The 12515-nt window shown below is 60.4% G+C and carries 13 protein-coding genes and 4 tRNA genes; 9 read left to right on the top strand and 8 right to left on the bottom strand.

What is annotated here, in order from left to right:
- The first annotated feature begins 34 nt into the window (after window positions 1–34).
- The 4 genes from BMY03_RS17405 (at window position 35) to BMY03_RS17390 (ending at window position 911) form a co-directional block, all read left to right on the top strand.
- Window positions 35–110 (top strand) — tRNA-Asn (locus tag BMY03_RS17405).
- Window positions 111–114: 4 nt separating this feature from the next.
- Window positions 115–191 (top strand) — tRNA-Pro (locus BMY03_RS17400).
- 6 nt (window positions 192–197) lie between these two features.
- Window positions 198–273: transfer RNA gene (locus BMY03_RS17395), tRNA-Lys, on the top strand.
- A 101-nt stretch (window positions 274–374) separates the two neighbouring features.
- Window positions 375–911, top strand: coding sequence for a dihydrofolate reductase family protein (locus BMY03_RS17390; RefSeq protein ID WP_094011764.1), 537 nt, complete (start codon window positions 375–377; stop codon window positions 909–911).
- A 124-nt stretch (window positions 912–1035) separates the two neighbouring features.
- Here BMY03_RS17390 and BMY03_RS17385 read toward each other — a convergent pair whose 3' ends face one another.
- The 4 genes from BMY03_RS17385 to BMY03_RS17370 form a co-directional block, all read right to left on the bottom strand.
- Window positions 1036–2331: an NAD(P)/FAD-dependent oxidoreductase gene (locus BMY03_RS17385; RefSeq protein WP_038706812.1), complete on the bottom strand. Its 1296-nt coding sequence runs from the start codon at window positions 2329–2331 to the stop codon at window positions 1036–1038.
- A gap of 84 nt (window positions 2332–2415) precedes the next feature.
- On the bottom strand, window positions 2416–2589 hold the full coding sequence (locus tag BMY03_RS17380; protein WP_023631877.1) for a DUF3094 family protein: 174 nt from the start codon (window positions 2587–2589) through the stop codon (window positions 2416–2418).
- A gap of 132 nt (window positions 2590–2721) precedes the next feature.
- Window positions 2722–3351, bottom strand: coding sequence for a DUF1780 domain-containing protein (locus BMY03_RS17375; RefSeq protein ID WP_038706811.1), 630 nt, complete (start codon window positions 3349–3351; stop codon window positions 2722–2724).
- Between the two features lie 55 nt (window positions 3352–3406).
- A complete protein-coding gene (locus BMY03_RS17370) occupies window positions 3407–3838 on the bottom strand; it encodes a hypothetical protein (protein WP_094011763.1) in 432 nt (143 codons plus the stop codon).
- 86 nt (window positions 3839–3924) lie between these two features.
- Here BMY03_RS17370 and BMY03_RS17365 point away from each other — a divergent pair, with 86 nt between their 5' ends.
- The gene (locus BMY03_RS17365; protein WP_023632865.1) at window positions 3925–4632 is read left to right on the top strand and encodes an energy-coupling factor ABC transporter permease; all 708 of its coding nucleotides are present in this window, start codon (window positions 3925–3927) and stop codon (window positions 4630–4632) included.
- A gap of 57 nt (window positions 4633–4689) precedes the next feature.
- Here BMY03_RS17365 and yacG read toward each other — a convergent pair whose 3' ends face one another.
- Genes yacG through BMY03_RS17345 form a run of 4 tightly spaced genes read right to left on the bottom strand, consistent with a single transcriptional unit; the run spans window position 4690 to window position 7587 of the window.
- Complete coding sequence (gene yacG, locus BMY03_RS17360; RefSeq protein ID WP_046854173.1) at window positions 4690–4890, bottom strand: DNA gyrase inhibitor YacG; 201 nt, start codon at window positions 4888–4890, stop codon at window positions 4690–4692.
- On the bottom strand, window positions 4887–5510 hold the full coding sequence (gene coaE, locus BMY03_RS17355) for a dephospho-CoA kinase (protein ID WP_038706809.1): 624 nt from the start codon (window positions 5508–5510) through the stop codon (window positions 4887–4889). Before coaE ends, yacG begins: the two co-directional genes overlap by 4 nt.
- Window positions 5510–6376 (bottom strand): prepilin peptidase, encoded by an 867-nt coding sequence (locus BMY03_RS17350; RefSeq protein WP_094011762.1) that lies wholly within the window; start codon window positions 6374–6376, stop codon window positions 5510–5512. Before BMY03_RS17350 ends, coaE begins: the two co-directional genes overlap by 1 nt.
- Window positions 6377–6378: 2 nt before the next feature.
- Window positions 6379–7587: a type II secretion system F family protein gene (locus BMY03_RS17345; RefSeq protein WP_094011761.1), complete on the bottom strand. Its 1209-nt coding sequence runs from the start codon at window positions 7585–7587 to the stop codon at window positions 6379–6381.
- A gap of 226 nt (window positions 7588–7813) precedes the next feature.
- On the opposite strand from BMY03_RS17345, the gene BMY03_RS17340 reads away from it, so the two are divergent.
- The 4 genes from BMY03_RS17340 (at window position 7814) to BMY03_RS17325 (ending at window position 12258) form a co-directional block, all read left to right on the top strand.
- On the top strand, window positions 7814–8224 hold the full coding sequence (locus BMY03_RS17340; protein ID WP_094011760.1) for a pilin: 411 nt from the start codon (window positions 7814–7816) through the stop codon (window positions 8222–8224).
- A gap of 58 nt (window positions 8225–8282) precedes the next feature.
- Window positions 8283–8358 (top strand) — tRNA-Thr (locus BMY03_RS17335).
- A gap of 316 nt (window positions 8359–8674) precedes the next feature.
- Entirely contained in the window at window positions 8675–9700 is a 1026-nt protein-coding gene (locus tag BMY03_RS17330) for an AAA family ATPase (protein WP_094011759.1), read from the top strand.
- 41 nt (window positions 9701–9741) lie between these two features.
- Entirely contained in the window at window positions 9742–12258 is a 2517-nt protein-coding gene (locus tag BMY03_RS17325) for a S8 family peptidase (RefSeq protein WP_094011758.1), read from the top strand.
- Window positions 12259–12515: the final 257 nt, after the last annotated feature.

Genomic DNA, 12515 nt, shown 5'->3' with positions numbered 1-12515 from the left:
GCTTCGAAGCAGTAAAGATGTACCGAAGTTCAGTTCCGCGATAGCTCAGTCGGTAGAGCAAATGACTGTTAATCATTGGGTCCCTGGTTCGAGTCCAGGTCGCGGAGCCAATCTCGGGGTGTAGCGCAGTCCGGTAGCGCGCCTGCTTTGGGAGCAGGATGTCAGGAGTTCGAATCCCCTCACCCCGACCATTTTCAGGGTCGTTAGCTCAGTTGGTAGAGCAGTTGGCTTTTAACCAATTGGTCGTAGGTTCGAATCCTACACGACCCACCATGTAAAGAGGGCATCTCGAAAGAGGTGCCCTTTTTCTTTGTCCGAGATTTATATCCCCGCCCTTTGCTACCCTGTGGCCTTTGCCCGCAGGAGTGCCGCGCATGCCACTCAAAGCCAGTGTTTTCATCGCCACCAGCTTGGATGGCTACATCGCCCGTGAAGATGGCGGCCTCGATTGGTTGTTAGGGGCCACCCAGTCTGCTGACGACCATGGCTACGCCGGTTTCATGGCCGGCGTCGATACCTTGGTAATGGGGCGTGGCACCTTCGACAAGGTCATGACCTTTGGCGAGTGGCCGTATCCGGATGCGCGAGTGGTAGTGGTCAGCAGCACCCTCAAAGCACTGCCCCAGGGCGTATCAGAGTGCGTCGAGTTGCACCCGGGGCCGATCCCGGCTTTGCTCGAACACCTTCAGGCCACGGGCGCAAAGAGCCTTTACCTGGATGGCGGCAAGCTGATTCAGGGGTTCTTGCGTGAGGGGTTGGTGGACGAGCTGACCATCACCCGCATCCCCGTGCTGCTGGGGCAGGGGATACCGTTGTTCGGCGAGTTGGCGAAGGATGTGCTGTTGCAGCACATGAGAACGACCAGTTACGAGAGTGGGTTCGTGCAGAGTACGTATCGCGTGGTCAGATAAATCGAGTCAAGGTCATCGCTGGCAAGCCAGCTCCCACAGGAGCGCGCATCCTTGTGGGAGCTGGCTTGTCGTGGCGACGAACCGCAGCGAAAGGGCTGCAAAGCAGCCCTAGGATCTTGAAGCCTCAGTGCAGCTTCAGGCGCGGCTCGGTGCCCCGGCCAATCTTGCTGCCCAGCATCAGCATCAAGGTGCGGAAGGTCCCGTACAGCGCCATCTGGTGCATCCGGTACAGCGACACATAGAACATCCGCGCCAGCCAGCCCTCCAGCTTGACGCTGCCCATCAGGTTGCCCATCAGGTTACCCACCGCCGAGAAGCGCGACAGCGATACCAGCGAGCCATAGTCCTTGTACTCGTAGGTCGGCAGCGCCTTGTTCTCCAGGCGCAGCTTGAGGCTCTTGGCCAGCAGCGAGGCCTGCTGGTGCGCGGCCTGGGCCCGTGGCGGCACGTTGCGGTCGGTGCCCGGTTGCGGGCAAGCGGCGCAGTCGCCGAAGGCGAAGATGTTGTCGTCCAGGGTGGTCTGCAGGGTCGGGCGCACCACCAGCTGGTTGATGCGGTTGGTCTCCAGGCCGTCGATATCCTTGAGGAAGCCCGGCGCGCGAATGCCCGCCGCCCAGACCTTGAGGCTGGCCTGGATCACTTCGCCCGAGGCAGTCTTCAGGCCATCGGCGGTCACTTCGCTGACCGCGGCGTTGGTCATCACCGTCACCCCGAGTTTTTCCAGGGTCTTGTGCACCGGCACGCTGATGCGCTCCGGCAGCGCCGGCAATACCCGTGGGCCGGCTTCGATGATGGTGATGTGCATGTCTTTGGGCTGGATCTTGTCCAGGCCGTAGGCTGCCAGCTCATGGGCGGCGTTGTGCAGCTCGGCCGCCAGCTCCACGCCGGTGGCACCGGCGCCGACGATGGCCACGCTGATCTGCTCGCTGGCCACATCTCCGGCGTGCGCACGCAGATAGTGGTTGAGCAGTTGCTGGTGGAAGCGCTCGGCCTGCTTGCGGCTGTCGAGGAACAGGCAGTGCTGCGCCGCCCCCAGGGTGCCGAAGTCGTTGGTGTTGCTGCCCACGGCGATCACCAGGGTGTCGTAGCCGATGGTGCGCGCAGGCAGCAGCTCACGGCCCTCGTCGTCGAGGGTCGCGGCCAATTGAATCATCTTGTTTTCGCGGTCCAGGCCGCTCATGCGTCCCATCTGGAAGTTGAAGTGGTTCCACTTGGCCTGGGCCACGTAGTTCAGTTCATCTTCCGAGGAGTTCAGCGAGCCGGCCGCCACTTCGTGCAGCAGTGGCTTCCAGATGTGCGTCAGGTTGGCATCAACCAGGGTGATCTCGGCCTGTTTGCGCTTGCCCAGGCTTTTACCCAGGCGGGTCGCCAGTTCCAGGCCGCCGGCGCCGCCGCCGACAATCACGATGCGATGAGTCATGGGGATATCTCACAAGTTTTACGGAATTCGTGGACACAAGGTCCGGCCGCATCCGGCATGAGGGGCGGGCGAGCGCAAGGCAGCTCATAGCACCAGTCCACTCAGCAGGCGGCTCAACAGGCCCAGACCGATGGTCACGGCCACCACCAGCAGCAGGAGCAGCCACGGCCGGAAGGGCCGGCGCTCGACTTGATGCTGGGGGGCGCTCAGATACTCATCGACGCGACGCTGATCTTCAGGATTCAGGCGGCTGGTCATGGTGGGCCTCGTCAGATAGACGTTCGTGACTGCGTGTACGCCACAGCGTTCACGCAAACGCATGGGTCGAATGATAATGCTTTCTATCCCTGGCGCCGAGTGTACGTGATCGCAAAGACACCCGGCACTGGATCAAAGACTGATGCCTACGTCGAACACGATGCTGCGCCCCAGGTTGCCGCGCAGGAAATCCGGCGCGTCCGGGTGGGCGAACAGCACCCGGGCGAAGGTCGGCCCCACCAGCGACAACGACCGCCAGCCCTGGCGCAGGTACTCGGTGGGCGGTGGGAAATGGCTGTTGAGGTCGAGCACCTCGCGCTTGAGGCTGGCGAAGGCGATGATGTCCAGCTCGCTCAGGTCCAGCCCGCGCTCGCGGTAGTTGTGCGACTTCTTGCGCAGGGTCGGCGCCAGGCGCGCCAGCAGCTCCTGGGCACTGATGCGCCGGGGCCGTTGCTCACGGCGCACCAGCTGGGCCAGGGAGAAGGCGCTGCGCCGCCGTTGCAGCTCCTCGCGCCATTCGTCGTTGAGCCGGCGGCCCTCGTCGAGCACGAAGAACACCTCGAACGCCGCGTCGCGGAACAGCACGTCCGGCGGCTCTTGCCCGGCCGGGGTGAAGTCCTCGCTGCGGTAGGGGATGTTCAGCCCTTGCAGCAGGCGCTGGCAGACCCAACGCTCGCGCTCCCATTTGCGGGCATTGGACAGGAACGCATTGGCTTGCTCGGCCTGGATGGTAAGCAGGCGGAGGTAGTCTGAGTCATCCATGGGGACAAGCTTAGTCGCTAATTGATGACGGTAAGATGCTGTTTGTGCGTAGGAATCAGCCCAGCACCAGCCATTGCTGCACCACCCCCAGCAGATGCCGCAGCCCGCCGCCCAGGCAAATGGCCGAACTGACCGCGATAAACCGCCGGCTGCGCCCGGTGCCGGCCAGCACCAGCGGCCCCAGCAGGCCGCGCGCCAGGTACACCAGGGTGATCAGGCAGATCACCGGCAACAGCAAGGGCAATGGGCGCATCAGCCCAGCCGCCGACAAGGCATAGGCCGACCAGACGAGCAATATTGCTGCGATCGCTGCGGTGACCAGGGCCGGGTAGGCGCGGCCTTGCTCCGCCGCCCTGGCCATGCGCTCGCCGGCGCCGAACAAGCGGTACCAGCGCGGGCCAATGGCGATCACCGCCAGGTGCAGCACGCCGGCGATGGCGCTGAACGCCGCGCCGAGCAGCAGCGGCAGGTTAAGTCCTTCAGGCATGGCGGATGCGTCCTGCATCGAAAGGAGGTGCCAGCCTATAGCAACAGGCTGAAAGGGAGAATGGGTGTAGACTCAGGCTTGTCCACATGGCCGACAGGGATATTGTTCAGGTGATCAGTGCACAAGTCTTGTCCAGCACCAGCCTTACCCTTGGCTGGATAGGTTACGTGCCCCTGCTGATCTGGGCCGCCAGCCGCACCCGCTGGGTCGAGCTGTTCACCGATACCCGCCGCCAGCACCTGCTGTTCGGCACGGTGTTTTGCCTGTTCATACTCTGGCTGGTGCGCCGCGACTTCGATACCGGGGTGTCGTACCACTTCATCGGCATGACCGCCGTCACCTTGCTGCTGGACTGGCCATTGGCTGTGCTCGGCGGCTTTCTCGCCCAGCTCGGCCTGTTGTTGATGGGCCGGCAGGACCTTGCCGCCATCGGCGTCAACGGCCTGCTGATCGTCGGCCTGCCGGTGCTGGTCACCGAGGTGTGCGCGATCCTGGTCGAGCGCGCCCAGCCGCGTAACCTGTTCGTCTACATCTTCTGTTGCGGGTTCTTCCCGGCGGCGTTGACGGTGTTGCTGTGCCTGATGGCAGGGCTGGGGTTGCTGTGGATGGACGAGCGTTTCGCCATGCCGGAATGGCTCAGCGACTTCGTTGGCTACCTATGGCTGATGATGTTCCCCGAGGCATTTATCAACGGCACGGTGATCAGTGCGCTGGTGGTGTTCTGCCCGGAGTGGCTGGAGACCTTCAACCGCAGCCGCTATCTGCAGGCCCCGTGGAAGGATGAAGAGAAGTGATGTGAATGGCACCGGCTTTGCCGGTGATCGCGGGGCATCCACACCACCGAACCCTGCTTAGTGCCGCGGCTCCAGATCCCCCGAATACAATTCGTCCTCGGACTCCTCCGCCCCGGCGATCTTGTGCTCCTCGGCCGCCCAGGCGCCCAGGTCGATCAACTTGCAGCGGTCTGAGCAGAACGGCCGGAACGGGCTCTGCTCGCCCCATTCCACGGGCGCCCCGCAGGTCGGGCAATCAACGGTCATCGGCTGGCTCATGGCTGGCCTCCTCGTAAAGTCAGGTAAAAGTGGTGCAGGCGGTCGATCTCGTCGTGCAGCGATTGCAGGTCACGATCGTTGACCACCACGTCATCGGCATGGCGCAGGCGCTCTTCCCGGGCCAGCTGGGCCTTGAGAATCGCCTGCACCTGTTCCGCGCTGGTGTTGTCGCGGGCCAAGGTGCGTTGCACCTGCAACTCGGTCGGCGCGTCGATCACCAGGATGCGCTGGGTCTTCTGGTGCTGCCCCGACTCGATCAACAGCGGCGAAACGTACACCGCATAGGGTGTCTCGGCCTTGGCCAGGTAGCTGAAGATCTCCTGGCCGATCAGCGGGTGCAGCAGTTGTTCCAGCCATTGCCGTTGGCTCGGGTCGGCGAAGATCAGCTGGCGCAGGGCGCCACGGTCGAGCTGGCCGTCCGCCTGCAGCACGCCTGCGCCAAAGCGCTCGACGATGCTGGCCAGGGCAGGGCGCCCCGGCTCGACGACCCAGCGCGCGGCCTGGTCGGCATCGACCAGGTGCACGCCCAGTTCGACGAAACGCTCGGCGGCGGCGCTCTTGCCGCTGCCGATGCCGCCGGTAAGGCCAAGAATCCAGGGTGTGAAGGGCGCTGTGCTCATCAGGTTCCAAGCAGTTGCAGGTATGAGGCGACTATTTCATCACCCCAGAGCAATGCGATCCACCCCGCAATGGCCAGATAAGGCCCGAAAGGCAATGCCGCGCCCATTTGCGTGCGCTTGAAACGCACCAGCGTCAGCCCGATCAGCGCCCCCACCAAGGACGCCAGCATCAAGGTCAGCGGCAGGATCTGCCAGCCGCCCCAGGCACCGAGCATGGCCAGCAGCTTGAAGTCGCCGAAGCCCATGCCCTCCTTGCCGGTGATCAGCTTGAAGACCCAGTACACCGACCACAAACTCAGGTAGCCCGCCACCGCGCCCCACAGCGCATCGCTCAGCGGCACCAGCAGCCCGAAGGCGTTGACGATCAACCCCAGCCACAACAGCGGCAGCACCAGCACATCCGGCAGCAACTGGTGCTCGGCATCGATCAGGCTCAAGGCGATCAGCCCCCAGGTCAGCAGCATTACTCCCAGCGCCTCGACACCCGGCCCGAAATGCCAGGCCACCAACAGCGAGAGCAGGGCGCTGCCCAACTCCACCAGGGGATAACGCACGCTGATCCGCGCCTTGCACCCGGCGCACCGCCCGCGCAGGGCCAGGTAACTCAGCAGCGGAATATTTTCCCAGGCGCGGATCTGGCGTTGGCAGTGCGGGCAGCGCGAAGCCGGCAGGCACAGGTCGAAGCGCTCATGCTCGGCCTGCGGCAGCCCCAGCACCTCCTGCGCCTCCCGCTGCCATTGGCGCTCGAGCATGATCGGCAGCCGGTACGCCAGCACATTGAGAAAACTGCCCACCAGCAACCCCAGCACTGCGGCCAAGGTATGGAAGAACGGCGGATGATCGACGATTACGGTCCAGGCATTCATGTTCAGATCAGGCTACCCAACTGGAAGATCGGCAAGTACATCGCCACGACGAGGCCCCCCACCAGCAGCCCGAGGATCAGCACGATGGCCGGCTCAAGCAGCGTGGTCAACTGCTCCAGCGCCTGGCTCACCTGTTCTTCGTAATGCAGCGCGGCCTTGTCCAGCATCCGGTCGAGGGTACCGCTGGCTTCGCCCACCGCCACCAGCTGGCGCAACAGCGGCGGGAACAGCGCATCCGCCTCCATCGCCTGCTGCAGCCCCATGCCGCCGGCCACGTCCTGGCGCAACTTGAGGATCGCCCGCTCGTGCAGGCTGTCGCCACTCACCGGCGCCACCGTGGCCAGCGCATCCAGCAACGCCACCCCGGCGGCATAAGAGGTCGCCAGGCTGCGGGCAAAGCGCGCCAGCGCCGCCTGCCCGAGCAAGGTGCCCACCACCGGCACCCGCAACACCCCGCGCAATATCCACAGGCGCGCCGGCAGGTGCCGTTGGTACAACGCCCGAATGCCAAACCCCAGCGCAGTTATCAACAGCACCAACCACCCGACGTGATTGCCCAGCCCTGTGGATAGATCGATCACCCACTGGGTGAACGCCGGCAGCGCCTTGTCGAAACTGGCGAACAACCCCTGGAACCGCGGCACCACCTCCAGCAGCAACAGCGCCGCCACTCCTAGCCCCGTGAGCAACAACAGCGCCGGATACAGCATCGCCTTGCGCACCTTCTGCCGCAGCGCCTGGCGCTTCTCCAGCATGGTCGCCATCTGCTCCAGCTGCCGGTCCAGCGTGCCCGACTGCTCGCCCACCCGCACCAGGTTGCAGTACAGCGCATCGAACCACCCCGGATGGCGCTGCAAGGCATCCGCCAAGCCCAACCCCGCCGCCACATCCTGTTGCAACCGCGCCAGCAACGCCGCCATGGCGCTGTTCACCGTGCTGCGCGCCATCACCTCGAACGCCTGCAACAGCGGCACCCCCGCCGTGAGCAAGGTCGCCAGCTGGCGGCTGAACCCCGGCGCATCCGCCTTGCCCGCCCGTTGCGGCCAGCGCCAGCGCAGCCCACCCGCCAGCCGCACCCGCGTCGCGCGAATGCCCTGCTGGCGCAACCACGCCTGCACGAACGCCGGGCTGCGGCCAGTGTGCTGGCCCTGTTGCGGCGTGCCGCTGGCATCGACGCCTTCCCAGGCGTACAGACGGGTGGAAGCAGGCATGGCGAGAGTCCTTTTGCGCGGGGGCGAAAAGCCCGGTAACAGCTTGCCCGGCCTGCTGCCGGGCGCGTTTCCCTGTGGCTCACTAGAGTAGTCCAGCGAAGATGACGCCCCGCCGCGCAGGGGTGACAAAAGGTGTCGGTTCAGGCCTACTGCGCGCCTGCCGGCCGGGGCGCGCCACGATGAAAGCGTCCGCCGCGCCTCCACGTATCACGAAGGAAAACCGTTCATGAAAGGGCAACGAGGTATCACCCTGATCGAACTGATGATCGTTGTCGCGATCATCGGCATCCTGGCGACCATCGCCATCCCCATGTACACCAACCACCAGGCCCGCGCCAAGGCTACCGCCGCGCTGCTGGAGATTTCCGCGCTGAAGACACCGATGGACGTGCGCCTGAACGACGGCAAGGACGTGCCCGACGTCGCCAGCCTCGGCGGCCAGCCCACCACCGCCCATTGCGCGATCACCGCCAGTGGCAAGGCCGCCGACGGCACCGCCAGCATCGCCTGCACCCTGGCCGACGCACCGGCCAATGTGCTGGGCAAGACCGTGACCCTGGCGCGTACCCAGGCAGGCTGGACCTGCGTGACCACGGTGGAGGAAGACCTCGCGCCCAATGGCTGCACGGAGCAATGAAAGTGAGGTGAAACAGGGGTTTGCGTAACCGACACGGCAGTGGTACGTTGCGCAACACGCCGGTGTAGCTCAGTCGGTAGAGCAGCGCACTCGTAACGCGAAGGTCGCAGGTTCGATTCCTGTCTCCGGCACCAGAGACCAGTTTCCAGAAGTCTATGACTGTCTACGAAACGCCCAGCAGAGCCCGCCTAGTGCGGGCTTTGTTGTGTCTGTCTGTCTCTTTTTGTCTCCCTGAGCCTGCTCAACATCCCCCCTACAGGCACACGCGTACGTTCGTGGACAGGTTGAGCGGGGGGAGATTTCGGCCTTGACCTGAGCAGCCTCCCGGTGGTTGAGCCCTAGCGGCTCGGCCGGTTTTAGAGAATTCAGATGACCGTAGCTAGGCTCCCAATAGCCGATCGACTAAACTGGGTCGCTAACCCGGCAGCCCATTGAAGGATAGGGAAGGCGATGGCTACGGCCCAACAAATCATTGCTCTGCTGAGCAGCCATAACCAAGGAGATGAGGAGCAATTTCTCTCCATCGCTTTGCAAGTGGCCGCTGCTGAAGCACGCCGTGGCAGACTTGATGTTGCTGATGAGCTCAAAGCACTTGTTGAGAGCGCTCGTAAACGCGAGTCTCCATTCAAAGGACATGCTTCTCGGCCGAATCAGCATGTTGCGATTCCAATCTCCAAGCCACGAGGCGAATTGGAGTCCCTGCTATCTGTCAGCTATCCAAGGTCTCAGCTGCAAGACCTGATTCTTAATGACCTCAAGCGAGACCGCCTTACCCGCCTCATTCATCAACAGCGTCAGCGAGACAAGCTACGTAGCCATGGTTTGGCCCCGAGCTCAAAACTCCTGCTTGTAGGTCCGCCAGGCTCGGGGAAAACCCTAACAGCATCGATCTTGGCCGGTGAGTTACAGCTGCCGCTTTTCACCATACGCCTCGATGCCCTGATCACACGCTTCATGGGCGAGACGGCATCCAAGCTACGGTTGATATTCGATCAGATTGCATCTGTTCGCGCGGTTTACTTGTTTGACGAGTTTGATGCTATTGGTGGGCGACGGAACGCTGATAACGACGTAGGTGAAATGCGTCGTGTACTCAATTCGTTCCTTCAGTTCCTTGAGGAAACAAACAGTACAGACAGCCTCGTGCTAACCACAACGAACCATCCCGAGCTTCTTGATCGCGCCCTCTTCAGGCGGTTCGATGACATCATCGAGTACTCTCTGCCTGATCCGAATGGCATTAAGGAAGTACTTGAGATGCGAATGCATGTCTATTTGCCGAAGAGAGTGTCTTGGGCGAAACTCATAGCCGCTGCCAAGGGTCTCAGCCAAGCAGAAATCACTAGAGCGGCCTCTGAGATTATCAAAGACGTCATCCTCCAAGGTGATAAACACGCGACAACTGAAGCAATAGTCAGGGCGTTAAAAGAGCGCCACACCCTGAAAGAAACCATGTCAGGACTAAGCCCCGGCTAGGTGTTCAGCATGCATAACTTTGGATTAGGGAAATATCCAGAATGGCGTCGTCTTACGAGCTTCCGCATTTCAGAGTTGAGCAATTCAGGGTGGATCGCCCTTACCAGCGCCGAGATAAGGACCTGAGTAACGCGGGTAGAACACGAGAGGAAGGCCATGGCAGCCGCCTCCGCGAAAGGTTATCTCTTGCGTTTACTGCCGCACGAAGCGGTCAGAACGCCTTCTTTGCAGACAATATCAGCGACTCCCCCCAAGCGTTGTACTTAGAAGTTGAGCTTGAAGCGGGATCGCCCATTCCAGACCTAAACTGGAAAAAACAAAATATACGGCTTTCAGCCCTCCGAGTCCTCGAGGACGGTTCAACACTCGGAGCGCTCTACGTTCCTCACGATGCCATGGACTTTCTTGAGTTAAAGCTGCAGGAATATGCAGAAGAAGAGACCAAGTCTGGAAAGCCAAAAAATGAGACTAAATTCTCATCCGTTGAAAACCTTTCCATCGGGGACATAGAGACCTTATGGACAGACTCCAGACCGTTCCCAAGCTCCTTATCTTCCACACTTTGGTGGGAGTGCTGGTGTGCAGCATGGAAGGCGGATCACGTCCGACGTGTCGCTGACAATCTAAAAATTCGCGTCAGCGAGAACTCGCTAATATTTCCGGATACAGAAGTATTACTCGTCTATGCAAATACCCTTGAAATGTCAATTCTTGCAGCGAATGCGGACGGACTAGAAGAGCTCAGGAAAGCCACCGACAACCCCTATTTTTTTACCCGGCAAACATCCCGGGAAAAGTCAGAATGGACGTCCAATCTAGCAGACAGGCTGATTCCACCTGATAGCGAAAGCCCCGCGATTTGCGTTTTAGATCATGGCGTTAACCACGCTCACCCCCTTATTCAGCCCGCGCTTGCAGCTGACGATTGCCAAGCAGTTAGGTCAGAGTGGGGAGTGCACGACCACCATGGCCATGGAACCAATATGGCTGGTGCAGCGCTATATGGGGACCTTAGCTACGCGCTGGCAGATGAAAGTTTTATTGAACTAACTGCAAAACTGGAATCGGTAAAATTCCTACCGCCCGCTGGTTGGGAGAGAAATGACCCTTCGAGCTACGGGTTCATTACCCAGTCAGCAGTGAGCTTGGCAGAAACGAAGGAGCCCCTGCGAAATCGCGTTTTCTGCATGGCGGTCTCGAACCAAGACGTATCAGGCGAGCGACCCACAACATGGAGCTCCGCTATTGATCAGGTCTGTAGTGGCTCGATGGTGGGGGACTTCGGGGAGAACGGAGAATATGGTCCGCGTCGACTCTTCATAATTTCAGCGGGTAACATCCCTGACTCCAACAGCCCTGACGATTTGGCTGACCCCTATGACTTCCCGATTGAAGACCCTGCTCAATCATGGAACGCGTTGGCGGTCGGTGGATTCACTGACAAGGTCGACCTTCATGATCAACCAGGCTATGAGGGGTGGTCCGCAGTGGCGCGGGCCGGCGATCATAGCCCCTATAGCCGAGCATCAATCGACTGGGAGCACTCCAGAACCCCAATTAAGCCAGAAGTGGTTTTCGAGGCGGGCAACAAGGCGATCAGTCCTGACGGGGCAGAGATCATTTCCGGTATTCCTGCATTGTCACTCTTAACAACCGGAAAAGATGTCAATCAGCGGCCTATTGAGGAGTTCTGGGCCACCAGCTCTGCTACCGCACAAGCAGCGGGATTGGCTGCGACAATCATGGCTGCGCATCCACAGATGTGGCCAGAAACGGTGCGCGCACTAATTATTCATAGCGCGCAGTGGACGCCCGTCATGATGGAGCGATTCAGGAAATGCAAGAGCAAAGGGCAGCGAATCGCTCTCGCCCGCCACATTGGTTATGGCGTTCCACAGCTATCACGCGCCTTGGCATCTGCAGAAAACGACTTAGCCCTGATTGCTGAGACTAGCATTCAACCATTTGCGAGAGACCTCAACGCAAAGAGTCGAGAGGTTGGAGATCCGCACTTTAAAGAGGTGCATTACTACAATCTGCCATGGCCGAAAGCAGAGCTAGAACGCCTCGAAAACCGGACCGTCCAACTGAAGATCACTCTTTCGTACTTCATCGAGCCTAGCCCTGGAGAAATGGCCCAAGTGATCCCAGCTAGGTATCAATCCTTTGGGCTTCGATTTGACCTCAAGAAAAAATCCGAGACAGAAGCAGCATTCCGGCATCGAATCAACAAGCTTGAGTCGATGGCGGAAAAGCCTCCACAACCAGAGCCAGATAACAGGTGGGTATTCGGTCCCAAAAGCATTTCCGCAGGCTCAGTACACAGTGACGTCTGGATCGGTCCAGCGATTGACTTGGCCTCAAGGGATAAAATTGCTATTTATCCGGTTTCCGGCTGGTGGCGATATCGGCCCCATCTGGGGAAATGCAACACGAAAACCCGTTATAGCCTGATTATTTCTATATCCTCTGATGGTGAGGACGTGGATCTATACACAGAAATCGCGAATATTATTGCAACGCCGGTAGACACTGAGATAAGCATTGGGGTGAGCTAATTTCCACCATTCTTCATCGTGAATCAAGCGCAACCCAGTATTGCCTAGGGCCGACTGCAGGGTCGACCCAGCTACTTGCAGAGCAACATGAGTTAAAGAGTTAAATGGGACAGATTTATTTTTTAGTTAAAAGGGGACAGATTTGTTTTTTTGTGACGCTCGTTGATGAAACATAAATTCTGGGCCTGCCCCACGTCAACGGACGTCAAGAGGCGATGTTCGAGTCGTTCTCTTGAGGGTTGTGATGTTCACTTGAA

This window comes from Pseudomonas soli (assembly GCF_900110655.1).
Lineage (GTDB): Bacteria > Pseudomonadota > Gammaproteobacteria > Pseudomonadales > Pseudomonadaceae > Aquipseudomonas > Aquipseudomonas soli.
The sequence above is the reverse complement of the archived record's forward strand: the minus strand, read 5'-3'. Positions and strand labels throughout refer to the sequence as shown.